The organism is Streptomyces sp. NPDC101191, assembly GCF_044767915.1.
Taxonomy (GTDB): domain Bacteria; phylum Actinomycetota; class Actinomycetes; order Streptomycetales; family Streptomycetaceae; genus Streptomyces.
In genome coordinates, this window is sequence record NZ_JBIWOU010000005.1 from 440,124 (window position 1) to 464,175 (window position 24,052).

18 protein-coding genes are annotated in these 24,052 nt (G+C 75.0%); 6 read left to right on the plus strand and 12 right to left on the minus strand.

Going from position 1 to position 24,052, the window contains the following annotated elements; genetic code table 11:
• Nucleotides 1-7: 7 nt before the first annotated feature.
• The 3 genes from ACIRQF_RS21860 to ACIRQF_RS21870 are packed head-to-tail and all read right to left on the minus strand — an operon-like array spanning nucleotide 8 to nucleotide 2,891.
• Nucleotides 8-586 carry a TetR/AcrR family transcriptional regulator gene (locus ACIRQF_RS21860; RefSeq protein ID WP_376633009.1) on the minus strand — a complete coding sequence of 193 codons (579 nt, stop codon included), beginning with the start codon at nucleotides 584-586 and terminating at the stop codon, nucleotides 8-10.
• The gene (locus ACIRQF_RS21865; RefSeq protein ID WP_376633007.1) at nucleotides 574-1,308 is read right to left on the minus strand and encodes an enoyl-CoA hydratase family protein; all 735 of its coding nucleotides are present in this window, start codon (nucleotides 1,306-1,308) and stop codon (nucleotides 574-576) included. The genes ACIRQF_RS21860 and ACIRQF_RS21865 overlap by 13 nt, the downstream gene beginning before the upstream one ends.
• Nucleotides 1,305-2,891, minus strand: a complete 1,587-nt coding sequence (locus ACIRQF_RS21870) for a 4-coumarate--CoA ligase family protein (protein ID WP_404094199.1) — start codon at nucleotides 2,889-2,891, stop codon at nucleotides 1,305-1,307. Before ACIRQF_RS21870 ends, ACIRQF_RS21865 begins: the two co-directional genes overlap by 4 nt.
• 311 nt (nucleotides 2,892-3,202) lie before the next feature.
• Between ACIRQF_RS21870 and ACIRQF_RS21875 the strand changes: the two genes are divergently transcribed.
• The 3 genes from ACIRQF_RS21875 (at nucleotide 3,203) to ACIRQF_RS21885 (ending at nucleotide 7,390) form a co-directional block, all read left to right on the plus strand.
• Nucleotides 3,203-4,765 carry a hypothetical protein gene (locus ACIRQF_RS21875; RefSeq protein ID WP_404094202.1) on the plus strand — a complete coding sequence of 521 codons (1,563 nt, stop codon included), beginning with the start codon at nucleotides 3,203-3,205 and terminating at the stop codon, nucleotides 4,763-4,765.
• Between the two features lie 112 nt (nucleotides 4,766-4,877).
• Nucleotides 4,878-6,167, plus strand: a complete 1,290-nt coding sequence (locus ACIRQF_RS21880) for an AAA family ATPase (protein WP_404094205.1) — start codon at nucleotides 4,878-4,880, stop codon at nucleotides 6,165-6,167.
• Complete coding sequence (locus ACIRQF_RS21885; RefSeq protein WP_382479189.1) at nucleotides 6,164-7,390, plus strand: DUF2201 family putative metallopeptidase; 1,227 nt, start codon at nucleotides 6,164-6,166, stop codon at nucleotides 7,388-7,390. The genes ACIRQF_RS21880 and ACIRQF_RS21885 overlap by 4 nt, the downstream gene beginning before the upstream one ends.
• A 12-nt stretch (nucleotides 7,391-7,402) precedes the next feature.
• Here ACIRQF_RS21885 and ACIRQF_RS21890 read toward each other — a convergent pair whose 3' ends face one another.
• Genes ACIRQF_RS21890 through ACIRQF_RS21910 form a run of 5 tightly spaced genes read right to left on the minus strand, consistent with a single transcriptional unit; the run spans nucleotide 7,403 to nucleotide 14,583 of the window.
• The gene (locus ACIRQF_RS21890) at nucleotides 7,403-8,536 is read right to left on the minus strand and encodes an acyl-CoA dehydrogenase family protein (RefSeq protein ID WP_404094207.1); all 1,134 of its coding nucleotides are present in this window, start codon (nucleotides 8,534-8,536) and stop codon (nucleotides 7,403-7,405) included.
• Nucleotides 8,533-10,452: a biotin carboxylase N-terminal domain-containing protein gene (locus ACIRQF_RS21895; protein ID WP_404094210.1), complete on the minus strand. Its 1,920-nt coding sequence runs from the start codon at nucleotides 10,450-10,452 to the stop codon at nucleotides 8,533-8,535. The genes ACIRQF_RS21890 and ACIRQF_RS21895 overlap by 4 nt, the downstream gene beginning before the upstream one ends.
• Before the next feature lie 11 nt (nucleotides 10,453-10,463).
• On the minus strand, nucleotides 10,464-12,068 hold the full coding sequence (locus ACIRQF_RS21900; RefSeq protein WP_404094212.1) for an acyl-CoA carboxylase subunit beta: 1,605 nt from the start codon (nucleotides 12,066-12,068) through the stop codon (nucleotides 10,464-10,466).
• Complete coding sequence (locus tag ACIRQF_RS21905; RefSeq protein ID WP_404094214.1) at nucleotides 12,065-13,780, minus strand: acyclic terpene utilization AtuA family protein; 1,716 nt, start codon at nucleotides 13,778-13,780, stop codon at nucleotides 12,065-12,067. The genes ACIRQF_RS21900 and ACIRQF_RS21905 overlap by 4 nt, the downstream gene beginning before the upstream one ends.
• Nucleotides 13,777-14,583 (minus strand): TIGR03084 family metal-binding protein, encoded by an 807-nt coding sequence (locus tag ACIRQF_RS21910; protein ID WP_404094217.1) that lies wholly within the window; start codon nucleotides 14,581-14,583, stop codon nucleotides 13,777-13,779. Before ACIRQF_RS21910 ends, ACIRQF_RS21905 begins: the two co-directional genes overlap by 4 nt.
• Nucleotides 14,584-15,097: 514 nt before the next feature.
• On the opposite strand from ACIRQF_RS21910, the gene ACIRQF_RS21915 reads away from it, so the two are divergent.
• The gene (locus ACIRQF_RS21915) at nucleotides 15,098-16,090 is read left to right on the plus strand and encodes a CARDB domain-containing protein (protein ID WP_404094220.1); all 993 of its coding nucleotides are present in this window, start codon (nucleotides 15,098-15,100) and stop codon (nucleotides 16,088-16,090) included.
• Nucleotides 16,091-16,236: 146 nt separating this feature from the next.
• Here the strand turns inward: ACIRQF_RS21915 and ACIRQF_RS21920 are convergent, their stop codons facing one another.
• Entirely contained in the window at nucleotides 16,237-16,416 is a 180-nt protein-coding gene (locus tag ACIRQF_RS21920; RefSeq protein WP_376632985.1) for a DUF1272 domain-containing protein, read from the minus strand.
• An 86-nt stretch (nucleotides 16,417-16,502) separates the two neighbouring features.
• Nucleotides 16,503-17,447: an EamA family transporter gene (locus tag ACIRQF_RS21925; RefSeq protein WP_404094223.1), complete on the minus strand. Its 945-nt coding sequence runs from the start codon at nucleotides 17,445-17,447 to the stop codon at nucleotides 16,503-16,505.
• A 222-nt stretch (nucleotides 17,448-17,669) separates the two neighbouring features.
• Between ACIRQF_RS21925 and ACIRQF_RS21930 the strand changes: the two genes are divergently transcribed.
• Nucleotides 17,670-18,671 carry a LysR family transcriptional regulator gene (locus ACIRQF_RS21930; RefSeq protein WP_404094225.1) on the plus strand — a complete coding sequence of 334 codons (1,002 nt, stop codon included), beginning with the start codon at nucleotides 17,670-17,672 and terminating at the stop codon, nucleotides 18,669-18,671.
• A gap of 201 nt (nucleotides 18,672-18,872) precedes the next feature.
• Here the strand turns inward: ACIRQF_RS21930 and ACIRQF_RS21935 are convergent, their stop codons facing one another.
• Nucleotides 18,873-21,650: an FAD-binding and (Fe-S)-binding domain-containing protein gene (locus tag ACIRQF_RS21935; protein ID WP_404094228.1), complete on the minus strand. Its 2,778-nt coding sequence runs from the start codon at nucleotides 21,648-21,650 to the stop codon at nucleotides 18,873-18,875.
• A 51-nt stretch (nucleotides 21,651-21,701) separates the two neighbouring features.
• Between ACIRQF_RS21935 and serC the strand changes: the two genes are divergently transcribed.
• Nucleotides 21,702-22,820 (plus strand): phosphoserine transaminase, encoded by a 1,119-nt coding sequence (gene serC, locus ACIRQF_RS21940; RefSeq protein ID WP_376632978.1) that lies wholly within the window; start codon nucleotides 21,702-21,704, stop codon nucleotides 22,818-22,820.
• Between the two features lie 215 nt (nucleotides 22,821-23,035).
• On the opposite strand, the gene ACIRQF_RS21945 is transcribed toward serC, so the two are convergent.
• Entirely contained in the window at nucleotides 23,036-24,019 is a 984-nt protein-coding gene (locus tag ACIRQF_RS21945) for a WD40 repeat domain-containing protein (protein WP_404094231.1), read from the minus strand.
• Between the last annotated feature and the right edge of the window lie 33 nt (nucleotides 24,020-24,052).

Here is a 24,052-nt window from a genome sequence, read left to right on the forward strand (position 1 = left end):
CGGGCGGTCAGCCCAGGGCCTCGTCGAGGAGGGCCGCCCACTGGGCCACGACCCGTTCGCGCCGGGCGCGGTCGTCGGTGAGGAGGGTGGCGAGGCCGAGACCGCGGGCCATGTCCAGGAGGCCCTGCACGGATTCGCGCACACCCGGGCGGGACTCGTCCGCGCCCAGGAGTTCGACGGCGATCCGGTGGGACTCCCGGCCCACCCGGGCCTCCAGTTCGGTGACCCGGGCGCGGAGCTGGTCCTCGTTGGAGGCGGCGACCCACAGGTGGAGGGCGGCGCGGAAGAGGGGGCCGGTGTAGAGGTCGACCAGGGCCCCGACGACCGCCCGGCGGTTCTGGGTCGGCAGGGTGCGCAGGGCCTGGGAGCGTTCCTCGGCGACGTACTCGACGGCGGCCGTGAAGAGGTCCTCCCGGGTCGGGAAGTGGTGTTGGGCGGCGCCCCGGGACACCCCGGCCCGTTCGGCGACCGCCGAGACGGTGGAGCCGGCCCAGCCGTGTTCGGCCAGGCAGGCCACCGCCGCCTCCAGGAGCCGCTGCCGGGTGGCGCGGCTCCTGTCCTGCTTGGGGCCGGTCAGAGCCGCCACGTCGGGTCCCGTCGTTCGAGGAAGGCCGTCATCCCTTCGCGCGCCTCGGCCGAGGCGAACAGCGAGGCGGAGAGCTGGACCAGCTCCTCCGCGTCGCGCTCGAAGGTCTCCAGGACTTTAGCCGTGACCAGCCGCTTCGCCTCGCGCAGCCCCTGGGAGGAGGCCGCGCGCAGCCCGTCGAGGATCGCGTCCAGTTCCTCCGTGCCCGCCGTCACGAGGCCCATGGCGCGGGCCTGGGCCGTACCGAACCGTTCGCCGGTCAGGTAGTGGCGGGCGGCCGCGCGGGGTTCCAGCTTCGGCAGCAGCGTCAGCGAGATGACCGCGGGCGCCACCCCGATCCGCACCTCCGTGAGCGCGAAGTCCGAGCCCTCCGACGCCACGACGATGTCGCAGGCGCCGAGGAGCCCCAGGCCGCCGGCCCGCGCGTGCCCGTCGACGACGCCGACCACCGGCTTCGGCAGCGCGACGATCTGCCGGAGCAGGTCCACGAAGGCGTACGGCCCCGGCGGGGCCTTGAGGTCGGCGCCCGCGCTGAAGGTGGCGCCGGTGTGGGCGAGGACCACCGCCCGGACGCCGGGATCCTTGCCGCACGCGCTGAGCGCGTCCGCGAGCTCGGTCACCAGGGGCGCCGAGAGCGCGTTGCGGTTGGCCGGCGAGTCCAGGGTCAGGGTGGTGATCCCCCGCTCGGTGGCGATGCCGACGAGGCTCGTGTCCGTACTCATGCGCGGTCCCTCAGTTCCCGGCGCAGGATCTTGCCCGACGCCGCTCGGGGCACGGTGTCGATGAACTCCACCTGCCGGATCTTCTTGTACGGGGCGACGCGCTCGGCCACGTACGCCATGACGTCCTCGCCGCCCAGGCCGGCCGCGGTCGGCTGGCGGACCACGAACGCCTTCGGTATCTCGGTGCCGTCCGCGTCCGTCACGCCGATGACGGCGGCGTCGGCGATGCCCTCGTGGGTGAGCAGCAGCGCCTCCAGCTCCGCCGGGGGCACCTGGAAGCCCTTGTACTTGATGAGCTCCTTCACCCGGTCGACGACGTACAGCCAGCCGTCCTCGTCGACCCGCCCGACGTCCCCGGTGTGCAGCCAGCCGTCCTCGTCGACCATGGCGGCGGTGGCGTCCGGCCGGCCGAGGTAGCCCTTCATGACCTGGGGGCCGCGGATGGCGATCTCGCCCTCCGCGCCGGGCCCGGCGTCCTTCGCCGGGTCGTCGAGGGCGACGAGCCGCATCTCGGTGGCCGGCAGCAGCTTGCCGACCGTGCCGGGCGGCGGGTTCTCGGTGGAGAGCGGCACCAGATGGGTGGCCGGGGACAGCTCGGTCATGCCGTACGCCTGGAGGATCGGCGGCAGCCCGAGCCGTGCCGAACAGGCCTCGGCGAGTGCCGCGTCGAGCGGTGCGGCGGAGCTGACGATGTACTTCAGGGACGACAGGTCGTACCGCGCGACCGCCGGGTGCTTGGCGAGCGCGAGGACGATCGGCGGCGCCACGTACAGGGCGTTGATGCGGTGCTGCTCGATGGCGGCGAGGAAGCCGTCGAGCTCGAAGCGGGGGAGCACGACGACGGTGGCGCCGCGCCGCAACGGCGCGTTCATCAGCGCGGTCAGCCCGTACACGTGGAAGAAGGGCAGGACCGCGAGGATCCGGTCGCCGGGGCCCATCGGCATGAACGGTTCGAGCTGGGCGAGGTTGGTGGCGATGGAGGCGTGGGTGAGCATCACGCCCTTGGGGACTCCGGTGGTCCCGGAGGAGTACGGCAGCGCCGCGACGTCCGTCGCGGGGTCCACGGTGAGCTCCGGCTCGGGCGCGGTGGAGCCCAGGAAGGCCTGGAGCGAGCGGGTCCCGTCCCCGTCCGGCGCGGTGTCGCAGACGAAGATCTCCTCGACGCCGCCGGCGAGTTCGGCCGCCGCGCGGGCGGTGGCGAGCAGGGGCGACACGGTGACGACCCAGCGGGCGGCCGAGTCGCGCAGCTGCTTGGCGAACTCCTCGGGCGTGGCCAGGGGATGCACGGTGGTCACGGACGCCCCGGCGCGGGTGGCGGCGTAGAACGCGACCGGGAACAGCACGGTGTTGGGGCTGTGCAGCGCGAGCACGTCGCCCTGCCGGACCCCCGCCTCGGCGAGCCCCGCGGCGACCCGCCGGTGGAAGGCGTCGATCTGCCCGTACGTGAGGGTGAGCGCCCCGTCCCCGCCGGTGCCGTCGATCAGCGCCGGCAGGTCGCCGAACTCGGCGGCCCGGCCGAGGACGGCGTCGTGGATGGGGAGGGAGACGACCGGAACATCCGCGAACTCGCTGTGAAACACCATGCGTGGCCCTTCGAGGTCGGACGGTGACGACGGTGGCGACAGGATGGCTCGAACCGGTGCGGCTTGGGGAGACCCTGGCAGTACGGGAGGAAACAATCAAGCGTGCCTGCATGATTCGCGGGGTGGGGAGGCGGAAGCGCCGCGAGGGCCCGGCGCCCGACGGGGAGCGGCCAGCCGCGGTGCGCCGGAGCAGCGACCGTACCCTCGCCCCGAAGTGCCTGGCGGCGGCGGTCGGGGCGGGCTACGATCACAGCGATGACCACTCATTCTGTTCACAGATTGGGGGTCCCGTCCGCTCAAGGTGAGTGCTGATGCTCACTCATGAAGCGAACGGTGAGACCCGTTTCTCCTTCTGGCCGCGCGTGCGCGAGTTCGCCGTGCCGGCCTCCATGATCGAAACCGCGACCGCCCGCCGCCTCGTCGGCGACTGGGCCGGGGCGTGCGCCGCCGCGGGCTTCGACGTCGACCTGGACCTCAGGTCCCTCGCGCGTACCCACGGCCGGGACGCGGCGACCCGGATCCGGTCCGATCTCCGGCACCTGGCGCCCGACCTGCTGCGCTGGCACATGCCGCGGATCGCCCCGGACGGGCTCCTGCGCCCGGGCCTCACCCTCCCCCTGGCCCGGTACGAGCTGCCGGATCGTGACGGCCCGCCCGGTCACCTGCACCTCGTGGCGCGGACGGCACCGGCCTGGGCGGACGGCGGCCAGCGGATCGGCCTCGCGCTCTGGGACGCCGCCACCGCGTCGCCCCTGGGCGTGGCCGCGACCGCGCGCCATCCGCACCCCCGCCCCAGCCGCCGCTTCCGGCTCGACCTGCACCGCCACCTGTGGGACGCGCGGCGGGCCGGCGAACTGCGGGCGAGGTCGGGGGCGGACGCGGGTCCGGCGGACCTCGCTCCGGACCCGCCCGGTCAGCTGCCGTCGGTGCGGGCGGAGTCCACTCCGGCGGAGGCCGCGTGGGCGGAGTTCGCCCGGGTGGCGGCCACCCTGGGCGGCGCCGGCCCCGAGGGCGCCGATCCCACCTGGGAGGACGCGCTGGGGTTCACGAACGCGCCGCGGCGCGCCTACGGCCTGCCCTGGGCCGTCGAGCGGTGGGAGGCCGAGGCCAGGATCCTGCTGGCGGCCGAAGGCCCGTCGGGCGAAGGGCCATCGGGCGAAGGGCCGTGCGGCCCGGTGGGCGTACGGGCCGCGGGCCGGCGCCTCGTCCTCGACCTGGGCCCCGCGCCCGGGGCCGTCCGGATCGCCGACGCGCCACGCGGCGGCACCGGCGCCCCGCTGCCCGTGCTGCCCGACGCGGCGACCCGGGCCCTGCCCGACCTGGAACTGCTGCGGGCGGGCGCGATCGAGGCGGACCGGCTGCACCCGCTGGTCGCCGCCGCGCTCGTGCCCGGCTTCACGCCACCCGCGCACCCGTCCCCGACGCCCCACGACCCGGGACGCCCCCGGATCGTGGAGTGCCGCGGGGCGCTGCACGGGATCGCGCTCGTCGACGGCGTCCTGTCGCCGCTGGACCACGAGCCCGCCGAACTCCGGCGGGAGGAACTGCTGGTCGCGCTGGGCGGGCCGCCGCTGCCCTGCCTGCGCGCCATCGACGCGACGCACCGCCGCCCGGACGCCCTCGACGGCGTCCGCGACCGCCTGGCCCACGGCGACACCGCCGGGGCCCTGGCGGTCGTCGAGGGCCTGCTGGGCCCGGAGGCGGTCCTCCGCGACGGCCCGCTCCGGGACGCCCTGGAGGACGCCGCCCGGCGGCGGATCGCGTACGGGCTGTACCGGACCGGTCTGAGCGAACCGCCGCGCTCGGCCCCCCGGGTCCGCGCGACGGAGAAGAAGGCCGTCCGCACCCGCCCACGCCTCGCCGTCGCCCCCTGACCGGGCCGGGCGCGCCGGGCGGTCCGCGATGACCCGCGCGCCCGCCGACCGCCCGCCCGGCACGCCGGCCGACACCCACCGCCCCGCCACTCCACACCCACAGGTGACCCTTATGAACACTTTTGCGCCCTCCGTCTTCTCGTCCTCGTCCACGCCCGCGGCCGCTGCCCCGGCCCCCCACGCCCAGCTCGACGTCGCCGCCGACCTGCTGGCCCTGCTCCGCGACACGACCACCGAACCGCGCCCCGACGACCAGCTGGAGGCGATGACCCTGGCGGTGGCGGCCGACCTGCCGGTGCTCCTCTGGGGCGAGCCCGGCATCGGCAAGACGGCCGCGCTGACGCAGCTGGCCGAGGAGCTCGACCTGCCGCTCACCACCGTCATCGCCAGCGTGCACGAACCCTCGGACTTCTCCGGGCTGCCGATCGTCGGCGAGGACCCCGCCTCGCAGGGCGTGCCGCTGGCGCCGCCGGACTGGGCCGTCCGGCTCGTACGGGAAGGGCGCGGGCTGCTGTTCCTGGACGAGCTGTCCACGGCCACGCCCGCCGTGCAGGCCGCGCTGCTCCGGCTCGTCCTGGAGCGACGCATCGGGTCGCTCCGGCTGCCGTCCGGCGTCAGGATCGTGGCCGCCGCCAACCCGCGGTCCTCGGCGGCCGACGGCTGGGAACTGAGCGCCCCGCTGGCCAACCGCTTCGTGCACCTGCAGTGGACCCACGACCACGAGGTGGTGGTCCGCGGCCTCGGCGGCACCTGGCCGCGCGCCACCCTCCCCCGGCTCGACCCCGCCCTGCTGCCGGCGGCCGTGGACCGCGCCCGCCGGGCGGTGTGCGGGCTGCTCACCGCGCGGCCCGCGCTCGTGCACCGGCTGCCGGGCACCGAGACGCGCAAGGGCGGCGCGTGGCCGTCACCCCGCAGCTGGGACATGACGCTGTCCCTGATCGCCTTCGCGACCGCCGCCGGCTCCTCGCGGGACGTGCTCTCGATGCTCGTGCGCGGCACGGTCGGGGACGGGCCGGGGCTCGAACTCCTCGCCTGCCTGGACCGGATGGACCTCCCGGACCCGGAGGAGCTGCTCGCCGACCCGGCCAACGCGGAGCTGCCGGAGCGCGGCGACCGGCGCCAGGCCACGCTCGAGGGAGTGGTGGAGGCCGTCAAGGCACGTCCGGAGAGGGAGCGCTGGGACGCGGCCTGGGCGCTGCTGGTACGGGCGATGGAGACCGGCGCGCCGGACCTGGTGGTCGTGCCGGCCACGACGCTGGCCGTGCTGCGGCGCGAGGACTGGGACGTGCCGGAGGCGATCGAGCGGCTCGCGGGCGTGGTGTCGCTGTCCCGGCGCGCGGACCGCTCGGTGGCGCGGACGGCGAGTGCGGGCGCGGGCGCGGGCGCGGGTGCGGGCCGATGAGCGTCGCGCTGGACCGGGAGAAGCTGTTCGCGGCGCGTCTGCACGCCGTACGGGTCCGGCCGTACCTGGCGACCGCGCTGTTCGCGCTGCACGTGGTGGAGTCGCGGCGGGTGCCGACGATGGCGGTCGACCGCTACTGGCGCTGCTACGTGTCGCCGGAGTTCGTGGCCCGGATGCCGGTCGAGGAGCTCGCCGGGGTGTGGGTGCACGAGGCGTCCCACCTGCTCCGCGACCACCACGGGAGGAGCGACCGGGTCGCCCGGGAGCGCGGGCTGACCGGCGCCGGGGACCGGCTGCGGATGAACATCGCGGCGGACTGCGAGATCAACGACGACGTGTACGGCGACGGACTCGTGCAGCCCGAGGACGCGGTCACGCCGGGGACCCTCGGCCTGCCCGCGGGCGAACTCATGGAGGACTACCTGCGCCAGTTCCGGCTGGGGCCGTGGCTGGACGACAAGGCCGCCTGGCTGGACTGCGGCAGCGGCGCGGACGGACTCGACCGCGGCTGGGACCTCGGCCCGGACGGCGCCGAAGGGCTGAGCGCCCAGGAGCAGGACGCGGTCCGCTTCCGGGTCGCCCAGGGCATCATCGGCGCCCCCGGCGACGCGCCGCAGGGCTGGCGACGCTGGGCGGAGGAGGCGTTCCACCCGCCGCAGCCCTGGCGGCAGCTGCTGGGCGCGGCCCTGCGCTCGGCGGTGTCCGGCGCGGGCGCCGGCGAGGACCACTCGTACGGGCGGCCCTCGCGCCGCTCGGTCGCCCTGCCCGGCATCGTCCTGCCGAGCCTGCGCCGCCGCCCGCCGCGGGTGTCCGTCGTCATCGACACGTCCGGCTCGGTGAGCGACGCCGAACTCGGCAGCGCCCTGCTGGAGGTCGCCGCCATCTCCCGCGCCCTGGGCGGCCGCCGCGACCTGGTCAGCGTGCTGCCCTGCGACGCGTCGGCCCGGGTGGTCCACCCGCTGTGCCAGGCGGAGGGGATCCCGCTGCTCGGCGGCGGCGGCACGGACCTGCGCGCCGGCTTCGCCACGGCCCTGCGCGCCCGCCCGCAGCCCGACGTCGTGGTCGCCCTCACCGACGGCCAGACCCCCTGGCCCTCCCGCCGCCCGCCCTGCCGCACGATCGTCGGCCTGTTCCGCCGCCCGGGCCCCCGCGTGAACGAGAACGACCCCGACTACGTCCCGGACCACCCCCCGGACTGGGCCCGGGTGGTCCGGATCGGCTGAACGGGGCCTGGATCAGTACGACTTCGGCAGCCCCAGCGTGTGGATCGACACGTAGTTCAGGATCATCTCGCGGCTGACCGGTGCGATGCGGGCCACCCGGGCCGCCGTGATCAGGCGGGCGAGGCCGAACTCCCGGGTGAGGCCGTTGCCGCCGAGGGTGTGGACGGCCTGGTCGACGGCGCGTACGCAGGCCTCGGCGGCCGCGTACTTGGCCATGTTGGCGGCCTCGCCCGCGGCCAGGTCGTCGCCCGCGTCGTAGAGGGCGGCGGCCTTCTGCATCATCAGGCGGGCCAGCTCGAGTTCGATGTGGGCCTGGGCGAGGGGGTGGGCGATGGCCTGGTGGGCGCCGATGGGGGTCTTCCAGACCTGGCGCTCCTTGGCGTACGACACCGCCTGGGCGAGGGCGTAGCGGCCCATGCCGATGGCGAAGGCGGCGGTCATGATGCGCTCGGGGTTGAGGCCGGCGAAGAGCTGGAGGAGGCCGGCGTCCTCGTCGCCGACGAGGGCGTCGGCGGGCAGGTGGACGTCGTCGAGGGTGAGCTCGAACTGCTTCTCGTCGGCGGCGAGTTCCATGTCGATCTGGTGGCGCCCGAAGCCCGGGGTGTCGCGCGGGACGATGAACAGGCAGGCCTTGAGGCTGCCGGTGCGGGCGTCGGAGGTGCGGCCCACGACGAGGGTCGCGTCGGCGATGTCGACGCCGGAGACGAAGACCTTGCGCCCGTTCAGGACCCAGCCCTGCTCCGTGCGGGTGGCGGTGGTGGTGATGCGGTGGGAGTTGGAGCCGGCGTCGGGCTCGGTGATGCCGAAGGCCATGGTGCGGCTGCCGTCGGCCAGGCCGGGGAGCCAGGCCCGCTTCTGCTCCTCGGTGCCGAAGCGGGCGATGACCGTGCCGCAGATCGCGGGCGAGACCACCATCATCAGGAGCGGTGCGCCGGCCGCGCCGGCCTCCTCCAGGACGATGGACAGCTCGGCCATGCCGCTGCCCCCGCCGCCGTACTCCTCGGGCAGGTTCACGCCGAGGTAGCCCAGCTTGCCCGCCTCGGCCCACAGGGCGGCCCGGTCGAAGCCGGGCCCGTGGCGGTGGCCCAGGGCGGAGACGGCGGCGCGGAGGGCGGTGTGTTCCGGGGACTCGATGAGAGTGCTCATGCGGGGTCTTCCTCCTGGGCTTCGGTCGGTACGGCGGGCTGTTCGACAGCGGGTTGTACGACGGCGAGTAGGGCGCCGACCTCGACCTGGCGGCCGGGGGCGGCGTGGAGCGCGGTGAGCGTGCCGGAGGCGGGGGCGACGACCCGGTGCTCCATCTTCATGGCCTCCAGCCAGAGCAGTGGCTGCCCTGCCTCGACCGGGTCGCCGACGGCGAGGCCCTCGGCGACGCGGACGACCGTGCCGGGCATGGGGGCGAGCAGGGAGCCGGGGGCGGTCTGTTCGCGCGGGTCGGGGAAGCGGGGGGACACGGCGAGGCGGTGGCGGCCCACGTACGCGGTGTCGCCGTGCCGGGCCACCTCGAAGTCCCGTACGACGCCGTCGATGTCGAGGCGCACGCGGTCGGGGGACACCGCGACCGCGCGGACGCCGGGCGGGCTCGTCACCTCGTAGCCCTCGCGGGTCGGGCGGTAGCGGACCTCGTGGGCGCCGTAGACCTTCGTCTCGTCCTGCGAGCGGAGGTTGCGCCAGCCGCCGCCGAAACGGCTCGTCCCCCGGGCCGCGTCGGCGAGGGCCGCCGCCACGGCGGCCGGTGCCTCGTCGGCGGGCGGCCCGGTCAGCTCCGCCAGGTGCCGCTCGTAGAAGCCGGTGCCCAGCCGCCCGGGGTCGGTGAAGTCGGGGTGCCGGAGGGAGGCGACGAGGAGGTCGCGGTTGGTGGCGGGGCCGTGCAGGCGGGCCCGTTCCAGGGCGCGGGCGAGGGCGCGGGCGGCCGCGGCGCGGCTGGGCGCGTGGACGACGACCTTGGCGAGCATGGCGTCGTAGTGGACGCCGACGGTGTCGCCGGAGACGTAGCCGGTGTCGACGCGCAGCCCGGGTCCGGTCGGGAATTCGAGCGCGTGCAGCAGCCCCGTCTGCGGGGTCCAGCCGCTCGCCGGGTCCTCCGCGTACAGCCGCGCCTCGATGGCGTGGCCGCGCGGCGCGGGCGGCTCGGCGGGCAGCGGGCCGCCCTCGGCGACGGCGATCTGGAGGGCGACGAGGTCGATGCCGTGGACCTCCTCGGTGACCGGGTGCTCGACCTGGAGGCGGGTGTTCATCTCCAGGAAGTGCGCCCGGCCGCCGGCGACCAGGAACTCGACCGTTCCCGCGCCGACGTAGCCGACGGCCTTCGCGGCCGCCGCCGAGCGCTCGTAGAGCTCGTCGACGAGCGCGGTGGGCAGCCCCGGCGCGGGGGCCTCCTCGATCACCTTCTGGTGGCGGCGCTGCAGGGAGCAGTCGCGGGTGCCGAGCGTCCACACGGTGCCGTGCGTGTCGGCGAGGATCTGCACCTCGACGTGCCGGCCGTTCTCGACGTACGGCTCGACGAACACCTCGCCGTCACCGAAGGCGCTCAGGGCCTCGGCCGAGGCGGCCGCCAACTCGCCCTTCAGCGCCGACAGTTCCCGGACGACGCGCATGCCGCGTCCACCGCCGCCGGCCGCCGCCTTCACGAGGACGGGCAGGTCGTCCTCGGTGACGTCGGCGGCGGCGAGCGGGGCCACGCCGAGGAGTTCCTTGGCGCGGGTCTTCGACGCCATCGCCGCGATCGCGGCCGGCGGAGGCCCGATCCACACCAGGCCGGCCTCGGTGACCGCCCGCGCGAACTCCTCGTTCTCGGACAGGAACCCGTAGCCGGGGTGCACGGCGTCCGCGCCCGCGGCGAGCGCCGCGCGCACCACCAGGTCGCCGCGCAGATACGTCTCCGCGGGCGTCGCCCCCGGCAGCCGCACGGCGGCGTCCGCCTCCCGTACGTGCAGGGCGTCGGCGTCCGCGTCGGAGTGGACGGCGACCGTCGCGATGCCGAGGTCACGGCAGGTGCGGAAGATCCGGCAGGCGATCTCGCCCCGGTTCGCCACGAGGACGGACGTGATGAGCTCGGTCATGAGAGGGGGCCTCACATTCGGAAGACGCCGAAGCCGCCGCGCGCGCCCTCGACCGGTGCCGTGTGGATCGCGGACAGGCAGAGCCCGAGGACGGTACGCGTGTCGCGCGGGTCGATGACCCCGTCGTCGTAGAGCCGCCCGGAGAGGAACATCGGCAGCGACTCCGACTCGATCTGCGCCTCCACCAGGGCGCGCAGACCCGCGTCGGCCTCGTCGTCGTACGGCTGTCCCTTCGCGGCCGCCGACGCGCGGGCCACGATGGAGAGGACGCCGGCGAGCTGCTGCGGGCCCATGACGGCGGACTTGGCGCTCGGCCAGGCGAAGAGGAAGCGCGGGTCGTAGGCCCGGCCGCACATGCCGTAGTGCCCGGCACCGTACGAGGCGCCCATGAGGACGGAGAGGTGCGGGACCTTCGAGTTGGACACCGCGTTGATCATCATCGCGCCGTGCTTGATGATGCCGCCCTGCTCGTACTCCCTGCCGACCATGTAGCCGGTGGTGTTGTGCAGGAAGAGCAGCGGGATGTCGCGCTGGTTGGCGAGCTGGATGAACTGGGCGGCCTTCTGCGACTCGGCGGAGAAGAGGACGCCCTGGGCGTTGGCGAGGATGCCGACCGGGTAGCCGTGCAGCTCGGCCCAGCCGGTCACCAGGCTCGGCCCGTACAGCGGCTTGAACTCGTCGAAGTCCGAGCCGTCGACGATCCGGGCGATCACCTCGCGCGGGTCGAACGGCGTCTTCAGGTCGCCGGGCACGATCCCGAGGAGCTCCTCCTCGGCGTACTTCGGCGGCTCGACGGCGACCGGATCCGGGTCCGCGTGGTGCTTGCGGTGGTGCAGGCGGGCGACGATCCGGCGGGCCTGGCGCAGGGCGTCGGCCTCGTCGACGGCGTAGTGGTCGGCGAGCCCGCTGGTGCGCGCGTGCATCTCGGCACCGCCGAGGGACTCGTCGTCGCTCTCCTCGCCGGTCGCCATCTTCACGAGCGGCGGCCCGCCCAGGAAGACCTTCGACCGCTCCTTGATCATCACGGTGTGGTCGGACATGCCGGGGACGTACGCGCCGCCGGCCGTCGAGTTGCCGAAGACGACGGCGATCGTCGGGATGCCGGCGGCGGACAGGCGCGTGAGGTCGCGGAAGAGCGCCCCGCCGGGGATGAAGATCTCCTTCTGGGAGGGCAGGTCGGCGCCGCCGGACTCGACGAGCGAGATGACGGGGAGCCGGTTGGCGAACGCGATCTCGTTGGCCCGCAGCGCCTTCTTCAGCGTCCACGGGTTGGAGGCGCCGCCGCGCACGGTGGGGTCGTTGGCGGTGATCAGGCACTCGACGCCCTCGACCACCCCGATGCCGGTGACGAGCGAGGCGCCCACCGGGTAGTCGCTCCCCCAGGCGGCGAGCGGCGACAGCTCCAGGAACGGGGTGTCGGGGTCGACGAGCAGCTCGATGCGCTCGCGGGCGAGGAGCTTGCCGCGCTTGCGGTGCCGCTCGGTGTACTTCTCGCCGCCGCCCGCCAGCGCCTTGGCGTGCTCGGCGTCGAGGGCGGCGAGCTTCTCCAGCATGGCGGCGCGGTGCGCCGCGTGCTCGGGTCCGCCGGTGTCGAGGGCGGAGGCCAGGACGGTCACAGCTGTTCCTCCAGTCGGTCCACCAGGAGTTCCTCCGGTACGTCCACGTGTCGGGAGCGGAGCCATTCGCCGAGGGCCTTGGCCTGCGGGTCGAAGCGGGCCTGGGAGGCGACGCCTTCGCCGAGGATCCCGGTGACGGTGAAGTTGACGGCCCGCAGGTTCGGCAGCACGTGCCGCTCCACGGGGAGGCCGCGGGTCTCCGGGAGCAGCGTGCGGAAGCGGTCGACGGTGAGGGTGTGCACGAGCCAGCGCCACTCCGGCTCCGTCCGCACCCAGACACCGACGTTGGCGTCGCCTCCCTTGTCGCCGCTGCGGGCCCCGGCGACGCGGCCCAGCGGGGCCCGGCGCGTGGGCCCCGGGGGAAGGGGCTCGGGGAGAGCCGGCTCCGGTACGGGCTCCAGGGCCCGGGTCTCCTTCGGCGCGGGCACGGGCAGGCGGGTCCCGTCGGGCAGGACGGCGAGGTGCTCGACCTCGTCGGCGGGCACGTGCACGGTCTCGAAGACCCCGTACGGGGCACCCTTCCCTGGCGGTGCGGTGACGTGGAAGCCGGGGTAGCTCGCGAGGGCCAGTTCGATCGCGGCCCCGGTCAGGGTGCGGCCGACCTTCTCGGGGTCCGGGTCACGGACCACGAGCCGGAGCAGGGCGCTCGCGGTCTCCTCGGTGTCGGCGTCCGCGCGGTCGGTGCGGGACAGCTCCCACCGCACCCCGGCGGGCGCCGACGCGGCCAGGGCGTCGGTGACCTGGGCGCGCACGAGGTCCGCCTTGGCCTCGATGTCGAGGCCGGTGAGCACGAACACGACCTCGTTGCGGAAGCCGCCGAGCCGGCAGAGCCCGGCCTTGAGCGTCGGGGGCGGCGCCTCGCCCCGCACCCCGTCGATCCGGACCCGGTCCGGGCCCTCCGGGGTGAGCCGTACGGTGTCGAGGCGGGCGGTCGCGTCGGGACCGGCGTAGCGGGCGCCGGCGGTCTCGTAGAGGAGCTGGGCGGTGATGGTCCCGGTGTCGACGGTGCCGCCCGTTCCGGGGTGCTTGGTGATCACCGCGCTGCCGTCCGCGTGGAGTTCGGCGAGCGGGAAGCCGGGGCGGCGGAGCGCGTCCGGTCGGTGGTCGGTGAAGAAGGCGTAGTTGCCACCGGTGGCCTGGGTGCCGCATTCCAGGACGTGCCCGGCGACGACGGCGCCGGCCAGCTTGTCGTGCCAGTCGGCGTCCTCCGGGCTCCAGCCGAAGAACCACTGCGCGGGCCCGGTGACGAGGGCGGCGTCGGTGACCCGGCCGGTCACCACGACGTCGGCGCCGGCCGTCAGGCAGGCGGCGATCCCGGCGCCGCCGAGGTAGGCGTTGGCCGCCAGCGCACCGCCCCGGGGCGGGATCCGGTCGCCCTCGACGTGGGCGATCCGGGCCGGGACGCCGAGCCGTCCGGCGAGCGCGCGCAGGGCGTCGGCGAGTCCGGCCGGATTGAGGCCGCCCGCGTTGGCGACGATCCGCACCCCGCGCTCGTGGGCGAGGCCGAGGCCCTCCTCCATCTGGCGCAGGAAGGTCTTCGCGTAGCCGGTGGCGGGGTCCTTGAGGAGGTCGCGGCCGAGGATGAGCATGGTCAGCTCGGCGAGGTAGTCCCCGGTGAGGACGTCGAGTTCACCGCCGGTGAGCATCTCCCGTACGGCGTCGAAGCGGTCGCCGTAGAAGCCGGACGCGTTGCCGATGCGGAGGGTCGTCACCGGTTCCCCCGCGGCTCGCGGCCCTGCCCCGCCGGACCCGCGAAGGCCTGGGCGATGCCCAGCCACTCCTCGGCGTCGGCGCCGTGCGCGACGAGGGCGGTGTCGGCGCGGTGCGCCCGCTGGGTGACGAGGAGACAGAAGTCGAGCGCGGGCCCCGTGATCGCCTGCGGCGCGTCGTCCGGGCCGAACGTCCACACCGCACCGGCCTCCGACACCACCTCGGGGGCGCTGAGTTCGAGCCGGAAGGGCTCGGCGGGCGGGGTGAGGCCGCGCACGAGGTACGCGTAGTCCCGGGCCCGCAGCCCGATCCAGGCCACGTGTCGCAGCCGGGCCGTCGGCGGGCGCACGACGCCCAGGGCGTCGGCGACGTCCTGGCCGTGCGCCCAGGTTTCCATGAGCCGCGCGGTCGCGAGGGAGACGGCGCTCATGGCGGGCCCGTACCAGGGGAAGCGGGTGCCGGCCGGGGCCTCGCGCAGCACCCGGTGGAGCCGCTCGCGGCCCTCGCGCCAGCGGGCGAGGAGCTCGGCGGGCGGCAGGGCCGCGCCCTCCTCGGCACCGTCGTCGACGAAGCGGTCGGGCGCGGCGAGGGCCTTCTCCGTCTCGGCGGCGAAGGCCTCGGGGTCGGTCGCGGCGAGCAGCGCGGCCGCGTCGGTCCAGGCGAGGTGGGCGATCTGGTGGGCGACCGTCCAGCGTGGCGCCGGGGTCGGCGCCGCCCACTGTTCGGCCGCCAAGTCCCTGACGAGGGCGTCGACTTCATCGCTCTCGGCACGCAGGTCGTCGAGCACGGCGGCGGGGTCGGACACGGGGCGCTCCCCTCGGGGACGGGCGGGTCACGGACGTGCGTGAGGAGCATGGCAGCCGGGACAGAAACAATCAAGCGTGCTTGCTTTAGTTCTTGGGCGGGCGGGAGTCACCCCCGAGGAGTACGCGCCGCCCCGCTCCGGCGACTCCGGGACGACCCGGCTGACGGCCGAGGAGCGACCCCGGGAGGCCGGGACGGCCGGCCGTGGACGCGCCGCGGGCCTCGCGACGGGCACGCACCCGGGCGCCGGAAGGACACCCGGGCGCTGCCCGCCGTACAACCCTTCGCCATGCCGGGTCGTCCAACCGTTCGACCCATCACCCGATACCAACAGGCGAGGCAGTCACCTCATGGGCTTCAGAACGGCGGCGGCCGCATCGACGGCCGCCCTCCTGCTGGCGGTTCCGGTCGCGACGGCACAGGCGGCGCCGAGCGCACCGGTCCCTCCTGCGGCGCCGGCGGTCCGGACCCCTCCGACGGCCCCCGGGGCACCGGCGGCTCCGGCCGCTCCCTCCGTGGCTGACCCGTTCGACGCGGCGGTCTCGCTCCGCGGTCCCCGCACCGCGGTGGCCCCGGGCGGTTTCTTCGACCTGTCGGTCGGCGCCAGGGTCGTGTCCGGACCGGTGAGCAAGATGGAGGTGACGGTCGCGCTGCCCGCCGGCGTGACGTACGCGGAGAAGGACAGCGCGATCCCCTGCGACCCGGGCGCCGACGGCCGGTCGTTCACCTGCCACCTGTCGATGTCCTCTCGCGACTCCGAGGTCCCGGTGACCCTGAAGGTCGACAAGAGCGTGGCGATCGACAGCGCACTGAGCTTCACCGCCACGGGGGCGCCCGTCGGCACGACCGACAGCAAGCCGGAGAACGACACCGCGACCGCAACGGTCAGGACGACCGCCGGCGCGGACCTCGCCGTGGCCTGGAAGACGTCGGCGGCGTCCGTACGCCCCGGCGAGACGTTCACGGCCGACCTCGTGGTGACCAACAACGGCCCCGCGGCGGCGAAGGAGGTCATCGCGGCCGCATACGTGAGCTTCGGGAATGCCCCGACGGGCTACGACAAGCGCTGTTGGTGGGACCCGGGTACGGCGATCTGCGAGCAGTACTCCGACCTCGCGCCGGGCGGGAGCATCAGCTTCCGCTTCACCTGGAAGTTCGGCAAGGCCGCGGCGGGCACGACCTACAAGGTGGATGCGAGCCTGCACTCCAACGCGGCGCTCGACCTGGTGAGGGAGAACGACAGCGCCGGGTTCGCCGTCAAGATCCTCAAGGACGGCAAGCCGAAGCCCACGGCCACGCCGACCACCCGCCCGACGCCCTCGTCGTCCACGAGCACCGCCGCCGCCCCGCAGCCCTCGCACTCCCCCCAGGGCGGCACGGGGACGGGCGGCAGCCTGGCGAACACCGGCTCGGGCCCGCTCCCGGCGCTGGCCGGCGGCGCGGCCCTGCTGACGGCGGCGGGCGCCCTCCTCGCCCGGAGCCGCACCCGGACCCGCCGGGAGCACTGACCCGAGGCGGTCCGCACGCGGCCTCGCGGCGCCGGCCGGTCCGCACGGGGCCACGGCCTTCTCGGGCGGTCCGCATCCGGCCTCGCGGCGCCGGGCGGTCCGCACCGGACCGTACGGACGGTCCGCACCGGACCGAACGTACGGCCTCAGGCGGCGCGGCGGGGCCTGGCGACCAGTTCCCCGCCGCAGTTGGGGCAGACGTCCCGCATCGCGTCGGCGCACGGCACGCAGTAGGTGCACTCGTACGTGCAGATCCGGGCGGGGGCGTCGACCGGCAGGGCGGTCGTCTCACAGCGTTCGCAGCGTTCGCGCATCTCCAGGGCCATGCCCCCATCCTGCGCGAAGGGCCGCGGCCGGAAAACCGGCCGCGGGCCAAAGACCGACGGGATCGGGCCAGCCGGGACCGGCCGCGTCACACCAGGTCAGGGACCTTCTTCGGCATCTGCGTGCGCACCGCGCCCATGCTCGCAGCGATGACGAGCGCGATGGCGACGGCGTCCGTCAGGCCGAGGGCCTGGTGCAGGACGAGGAAGCCGGCGGTGGCGGCGATGGCCGGTTCGAGGCTCATCAGGATGGCGAAGGTGGGCGCCGGAAGCCGCCGCAGGGCCAGGAGTTCGAGCGTGTAGGGCAGGACGGAGGACATCAGCGCCACCGCCAGTCCGAGCCCGATCGTCGACGGGACGAGCAGCCGGTCGCCCGCCTCGACGATGCCGAACGGCAGGCTGAGCACGGCGCCGAAGGCCATCGCGAGCGCGAGGCCGTCGGCCTGCGGGAAGCGTCGGCCGGTGCGGGCGCTGAAGACGATGTACGTGGCCCACATGGCGCCCGCGGCGAGCGCGAAGCCCGCGCCGGCCGGGTCGAGCCGGTCGAAGCCGCCGCCGCTGAGGAGGACGACGCCGCCGAGGGCGAGGCCCGCCCAGAGGAGGTTCATCAGGCGGCGGGAGGCGATGACGGAGAGCGCGAGCGGACCGAGCACCTCCAGGGTGACGGCGGCGCCGAGCGGGATCCGGTCGACCGACAGGTAGAAGAGGATGTTCATGGCGGACATCGCGGCGCCGAAGGCGAGCACGGTGCCCCAGTCGGCGCGGGCGTAGCCGCGGACCTTGGGCCGGCAGACGATCAGCAGCACGGCGGCGGCGAGCACGAGCCGCAGCGTCACGACGCCGAGGGCGCCGGCCCGGGGCATGAGGAGCACGGCGACGGCGGATCCGAACTGCACGGAGAGACCGCCGGCGACGACGAGCGCGACGGGCCCGAGGCGGTGGGCGCCGGAGGTCTGCGGGGCCCGGGCCGTCCGCGGGGTCGGGGGAACGGTGGCTGGGGCCACGGCGGGTACGTCCTGGACCTGGCTGTCCACCGGTGTGCTCCTCACGAACTGACGGACGTCGTGCCGGCGTGCCGGCCGGCCTCCGGGGGGAGGCGCCGGCCGACCGCCGCGCGGACGAACCGACGACGAACTCGCCGGCCCGCGAGCCGACGAACGATCAAGGTCTACTACTCTGAACTCTCCAGTCCAGAGTAATGCACTCTCTCCTGTGGCTCCACCCTTCACGGTAGGCAGCCCTGCGCGCCACGTGAAATGCCGATTGGGCTGCGGTTATGCTCCGAACGCATGAGCCGCACGAGTATCGAGCTGCGCCACCTCCGCTGCTTCCTCGCCATCGCCGACGAGGGCAACCTGACCCGGGCCGCCGCCCGGCTCCACCTCACCCAGCCGGCCGTCTCCCGCACCCTCGCCGCGCTCGAGAAGCACGTCGGCGCCCGGCTCGTCGACCGCTCCACCCACCACCTGGCCCTGACGCCCGAGGGCCTCGCCTTCCACGACCGGGCCGCTGCGGCGGTCGCCGCCTTCGACGCGGCCGTCGACCCCGGGCGCCTCCGCCACCGCCCGCTCCGCCTCGGGCACGCCTGGGCGGCCTTCGGCCCGTACACCACCCCGCTGCTCCGCCGCTGGCAGCGGGAGCAGCCGCGGACGCCGCTCGAACTGCTGCGGATCGACGACCGCACGGCCGGTCTCCTCCGCGGCGAGGTCGACGCGGCGCTGCTGCGGGGCCCGGTGGAGAGCCTGGACGTCCCGGGCCTGGCGACGGAGGAGCTCCTCACCGAGCCGCGGGTGGTGGCCGTCCCGTCCGACAGCCCGCTGGCCGCCCGCCCCTCGCTCGCCCTCGCCGACCTGACCGCCGAGACGGCGATCCTGAACCCGGTCTCCGGCACCACGACCCTCGACCTGTGGCCCCCGGGCGGCCGCCCCCGCTCGACCCTGACCGTCGCGAACACCGACGACTGGCTCACCGCGATCGCCGCGGGCCGCGGCATCGGCGTCTCGGCCGCCTCGACCGCCGCCCTCCACCCCCACCCGGGCGTCAGCTACCGCCCCCTGCCCGAGGCTCCGCCGATCCCCGTGCTCCTGGCCTGGCGGGACGGCGACCGACATCCGGCGACGGCGGCGCTGGTGGCGCTGGCGAGGGAGATCGCGCAGGGCGGGCCGGGGACGGACGGACCGGGGACGGGGATGGGGACGGGGATGGGGATGGGGACGGGGATGGGAGCGGGGCCGGAGGACGCAGCCGGGCCGGCCTGAAGGCTCTCCCCCGCCCCGCGGAGGATCCCCCGCCGCCCGGCACGGAGGATCCCGTACGTGACCTGTACGGATCGGGCCGCCCCGGCGCGCGGCCGCCCCCGGTCGGTCCGGCCGATCGGAGCGGACGGCCCGATCCCGGCGGACGGCCCGATCGGGGGACCGGCCCGATCCCGGCGGACGGCCCGGGCGAGCGGGGCCGCCCTACTGCTCGTCCAGTGCCAGCGCCAGCACCTCCGCCATGTGCCGTGCGTGCCGCTCCGGTGCCAGGTGGCCGATCTGGGTGCGGCAGGAGAAGCCGTCGGCGAGGACGACGGACTCCGGGGGCGCGGCCCGCAGGGCCGGCAGGAGCCGGTCCTCGGCGCAGGCCACGGACACCTCGTAGTGGCCGGGCTCGAAGCCGAAGTTGCCCGCGAGGCCGCAGCAGCCGCCCGCCAGGTCACCCTCCAGGCCCACGCTCCGGCGCAGCCGCCGGTCCGCCGCGTCGCCCAGGACCGCGTGCTGGTGGCAATGGGTCTGCCCGGCGACCGGGCGGGCGAGCCGGGGCGGGGTCCAGTCGGGGGCCAGCTCCTCCAGGGCCTCGGCGAAGGTCCGCACGGAGGAGGCGAGGCGGGCCGCGCGGGGGTCGTCGGGAAGGAGTCCGGGCAGGTCGGTGCGGAGAGCGGCCGCGCAGGAGGGCTCCAGGACCACGACGGGCCCGGTGGTCCCGGCCATGACGTCGAGGGCCCGGCGCATCACCTTCCGGGCCGTTCCGAGCCGGCCGGTCGAGACGTAGGTGAGTCCGCAGCAGACCCGGCCGGGCGGCAGCGTGACGCCCAGCCCGGCGGCCTCCAGGACGCGGACGGCCGCCCGGCCGGCCTCGGGGGCGAGGTGGTCGGTGAAGGTGTCGGGCCAGAGAGTGAGGGCGGGCGGCCGGTCCGAGGCGCGTTCGCCGAACCAGGACGTGAAGGACAGCTCCGCCACCCTCGGCAGGGGTCGTTCCGGGGTCACGCCCGCCAGCCGGGCCGCGAAGGGCAGGCCCAGGGCCGTGTTCAGGCCCCGCCCGAAGAGGTCCAGCCAGTGCGGCAGTCCGCCCATCGTCCAGTGCGAACGGGGCCGCGCGAAGGGTCGCCGGGCGTAGTGGCCCGCCAGGAACTCCGCCTTGTACGCGGCCATGTCGACGCCCACCGGACAGTCGCTGCGGCAGCCCTTGCAGGACAGGCACAGGTCGAGCGCCTCCCGGACCTCCTCGGAGCGCAGCCCGTCCGTGATCACCTCGCCGAGCGCCATCTCGTGCAGCAGGCGGGCCCGGCCCCGCGTGGAGTGCCGCTCCTCCCCCGTCGCCCGGTACGAGGGGCACATCACGTCCGCCCCTGGACTCGGTCCGTCCACACGGCACTTGGCCACCCCGACGCACCGGGCGACCTCGCGGCCGAGCCCCACCACCGGCAGGCCCTCGAAGCGCAGCCCCGCGTCCAGCGGCTTCGGCCGGACCAGCATGCCCGGGTTCAGGCCGCCGGCCGGGTCCCACAGGTCCTTGACCTCGCCGAACAGGGTGACGAGCTCGTCCCCGTACATCCTCGGCAGCAGTTCGGCCCGGGCCTGCCCGTCCCCGTGCTCTCCCGACAGCGAGCCGCCGTGGGAGACGACGAGGCCGGCGACCGCCTCCGAGAACTCCCGGAAGCGCCCCACGCCGGCCGGCGTCCACAGGTCGAAGTCGATGCGGACGTGGATGCAGCCGTCGCCGAAGTGCCCGTACGGGGTCCCCCGCAGCCCGTACTCCGCCAGCAGGGCCCGGAAGTCGCGCAGATACGCCCCGAGCCGCGCGGGCGGCACCGCGCAGTCCTCCCAGCCCGGCCAGGCCTCGCCCGCTCCCCCGGACACCGCCTTGGAGGCGCCCGCGGGCATCCGCGTCGCCGTCCCCGCCGCGTCCTCCCGGATCCGCCACAGCGCCCGCTGCCCGGCCGGGTCGGTGACCAGGAGGGAGTCGAGCGCGTCCGCCGCCCGCGCCAGCTCCGCGCCCGGGGCGGCGCCGTCCACCTCCACGAACAGCCAGGCCCCGCCCCGGGGCAGCCCCCGCGCGCCCCGGACGAGGTCGGCGGCCATGCCCTCGACGGTCAGCGGCCCGTACGGCAGCAGCCCGGCGGCGGCGTCGGCGGCGGCGCTCTCGTCGGCGTACCCGAGGACCACCAGGACGGGTTCGGCGGGCAGCGGCACCAGGTCCACGACCGCCTCCGTCACGACCCCCAGGGTCCCCTCGCTGCCGCACAGGAAGCGGGCCACGTCCGCGCCGCGCTCCGGCAGCAGCGCGTCGAGCGCGTATCCGGAGATGCGGCGGGGCAGCCCCTCCGGGTAGCCCGTACGGATCGGGGCCAGGTGCCGCTCGACCAGCTCCCGCAGCCCGGCCGGCGCGCCCGCCCACCGCCGCCCGAGGCGCAGCCGTTCTCCGCCGTACGTGAGCACGTCCAGGCCCCGGACGTTGTCGGCGGTCGTCCCCCAGGCCACCGAGTGGGCGCCGCACGCGTTGTTGCCGATCATGCCGCCGAGGGTGCAGCGGCTGTGCGTGGACGGGTCGGGGCCGAAGGTCAGTCCGTGCGGGCGGGCCGCGTCGCGCAGCCGGTCCAGGACGAGGCCCGGCCGGACGACCGCCGTCCGCGCCTCCGGGTCGAGGGACACCAGCCCGCTCAGGTGGCGTGTGAAGTCGAGCACGACGCCCGTGCCCGTGGCCTGGCCCGCGATGGACGTGCCGCCGCCGCGCGCGACGACGGGCACCTCGTGCGCCCGGCAGACCGCCAGCGCGGCCGCCACGTCGTCGGCGTCGCGCGGGGCGACGACGCCGAGCGGCACCCGCCGGTAATTGGAGGCGTCCATCGAGGTCAGGGCGCGGGCGGTGGTGGAGAAGTCGACGTCTCCGGCCACGGCGGCGCGCAGGGCGTGCGCCAGTTCGCCGGTCGCGTTCTCGTGTGATCCCACGACTACAGGATGTCTCAGTCCTCGTCTCATCGGGCGGACATCCCCCTTCGCCGTCTTCCCCGACCCGATACGCTCCGCCTCGTGGCCGATATCCAGATTCCCGCTGACATCAAGCCCGCCGATGGCCGTTTCGGCGCGGGCCCCTCCAAGGTGCGTACGGAGGCGCTGGACGCCCTGGCCGCCACCGGCACCTCGCTCCTCGGTACCTCCCACCGCCAGGCCAAGGTGAAGAACCTGGTCGGCGAGGTGCGTGCCGGCATCAGTGACCTCTTCTCGCTGCCCGAGGGCTACGAGGTGATCCTGGGCAACGGCGGATCGACCGCCTTCTGGGACATCGCGACCCACGGTCTGATCGAGAACAAGTCGCAGCACCTCACCTTCGGCGAGTTCTCCTCCAAGTTCGCGAAGGCCGCGAAGCTGGCCCCCTGGCTGGCCGAGCCGACCGTGATCTCCTCCGACCCGGGCACCCACCCGGAGCCGGTGGCCGAGGCGGGCGTCGACGTCTACGCCTACACCCACAACGAGACCTCCACCGGTGTCGCCGCCCCGCTGAAGCGGGTCGCGGGCGCCGACGAGGGCGCGCTCGTCCTGGTCGACGCGACCTCGGGCGCCGGCGGTCTTCCGGTCGACATCACCGAGACGGACGTCTACTACTTCGCCCCGCAGAAGTCCTTCGCCGCCGACGGCGGCCTGTGGCTGGCGGCGTTCTCGCCGGCCGCGCTCGAGCGCGCGAAGAAGATCCACGAGTCCGGCCGGCACATTCCCGAGTTCTTCTCGCTGCCGACGGCGATCGACAACTCGCTGAAGAACCAGACGTACAACACCCCGGCGCTCGCGACCCTCTTCCTGCTCAACGAGCAGCTGAAGTGGATCAACGGCCAGGGCGGTCTCGACTGGGCCGTGGCCCGGACGAAGGAGTCCTCGCAGGCGCTGTACGGCTGGGCGGAGGAGTCGAAGTACGCGACGCCGTTCGTCACCGACCCGGCGAAGCGCTCGCAGGTCATCGGCACGATCGACTTCGCGGACGACATCGACGCCGCGGCCGTGGCCAAGACGCTGCGCGCCAACGGCATCGTCGACACCGAGCCGTACCGCAAGCTGGGCCGCAACCAGCTGCGCATCGCGATGTTCCCGGCGATCGACCCGGCGGACGTGCGGGCGCTGACGGCCTGCATCGACTACGTGATCGAGAAGCTCTGACCTCAGGTCTCCGCAGGGGCCCGGCTCCGGACGCCGTCCGGGGCCGGGCCCCTCGGTCTTCCCGGGCCGGAGGGCCGACGCGCCACCGGGCGCGACCCGCGCCGACGGCGCTACCGGTCGCTACCGGCACTACTGGTCGCTGCCGGCACTACAGGCACTACCGGTCGCTACCGGTCGCTGCCGGTCGCTGCCGGCACTACCAGTCGCTACCGGCACTACCGGCGCTTGAACATGCGCTTGAAGCCGACCACGACGACCGTGGCCAGGCCGAGGACCACGACGCCGAGGGCGAAGTTGCCCTGGTCGCCTCCGCCGGCGGCGGGGTTGACGCCGGGCGTCCTCGGCTTCGCCGGGCCGGTGCTCCGCCCGGGCGGCGGGGTGCCGCCCTCGCGTTCGACCCGGACGACCCGGCTGTTGCGCCCCTCCGAGCCGAACATGAAGGCCGAGCCGTCGGGCGTGTACGTCACGGACTCCGCCTGTCCCTGGAAGGGCGCGCCCACGGAACTGCCGTCGTCACCGAGGCGCCCGTCCTTCCACGCGTACTCCTTGGCCATGAGGTAGCCGCGGAGCACGAGCCGGTCGCCGTCCGGGGAGAAGGCTCCGTCGGTCACCCACGGCACCTCGCCGACGCGCCGGAAGACGTTCGTGCGGGAGGCGTCGAGGCGCTCGGGCCCCGCGTACAGTCCGCCGCCGTCCTCGTTCTTGCTGGCGATGTAGACCCGCCCGGTCCCCGGATGCACCATCAGCGCCTCGGCGTTGCGCGGCCCGTCGGCGTACTTCACGTCGTACTGGGTGGCCTCGACCGTCTGGTCCCTGAGCTGCCGGGGCTCCGGGAAGCGGTAGATCCAGACGTGGTCCCAGGAGCCGTTCAGGTTGTCGCCGATGTCACCGACGTAGATGTCGCCGTCCGGACCGACGGCGATGGCCTCCATGTCGCGGGGCGTGCCGACCCCCTTCATGGTGAGGGTCGCGACGGTCTCGCCCGTCCGGGAGTCGATGCCGTAGATCAGGGGCGCGTCCTGGTCGTTGTGCGTCCAGTAGATCCCGGGGTGGGCCCGGCTGGCGGCGAGTCCGCTGGACTCGGTGATCCGCGGGTCCTCGATGGTGAAGTCCCGGTCGGCGTCGGCCGCGCCCGCGGGGGCGGCCGTGACGAGGACGAGGGCTGCCGTTCCCAGGGCGCACCACAGAGCTGATCGCATGCCACAAGCCTGCCACGGGGCGGCGGGACGGCC

Bases quoted from the DNA above. Each gene is read 5' to 3' on its own strand.
- ACIRQF_RS21865 (WP_376633007.1), bottom strand. From the start codon at position 1,308: ATGAGTACGGACACGAGCCTCGTCGGCATCGCCACCGAGCGGGGGATC.
- ACIRQF_RS21870 (WP_404094199.1), bottom strand. From the start codon at position 2,891: ATGGTGTTTCACAGCGAGTTCGCGGATGTTCCGGTCGTCTCCCTCCCC.
- ACIRQF_RS21875 (WP_404094202.1), top strand. From the start codon at position 3,203: ATGCTCACTCATGAAGCGAACGGTGAGACCCGTTTCTCCTTCTGGCCG.
- ACIRQF_RS21880 (WP_404094205.1), top strand. From the start codon at position 4,878: ATGAACACTTTTGCGCCCTCCGTCTTCTCGTCCTCGTCCACGCCCGCG.
- ACIRQF_RS21885 (WP_382479189.1), top strand. From the start codon at position 6,164: ATGAGCGTCGCGCTGGACCGGGAGAAGCTGTTCGCGGCGCGTCTGCAC.
- ACIRQF_RS21890 (WP_404094207.1), bottom strand. From the start codon at position 8,536: ATGAGCACTCTCATCGAGTCCCCGGAACACACCGCCCTCCGCGCCGCC.
- ACIRQF_RS21895 (WP_404094210.1), bottom strand. From the start codon at position 10,452: ATGACCGAGCTCATCACGTCCGTCCTCGTGGCGAACCGGGGCGAGATC.
- ACIRQF_RS21920 (WP_376632985.1), bottom strand. From the start codon at position 16,416: ATGGCCCTGGAGATGCGCGAACGCTGCGAACGCTGTGAGACGACCGCC.
- ACIRQF_RS21930 (WP_404094225.1), top strand. From the start codon at position 17,670: ATGCCGATTGGGCTGCGGTTATGCTCCGAACGCATGAGCCGCACGAGT.
- ACIRQF_RS21935 (WP_404094228.1), bottom strand. From the start codon at position 21,650: ATGAGACGAGGACTGAGACATCCTGTAGTCGTGGGATCACACGAGAAC.
- ACIRQF_RS21945 (WP_404094231.1), bottom strand. From the start codon at position 24,019: ATGCGATCAGCTCTGTGGTGCGCCCTGGGAACGGCAGCCCTCGTCCTC.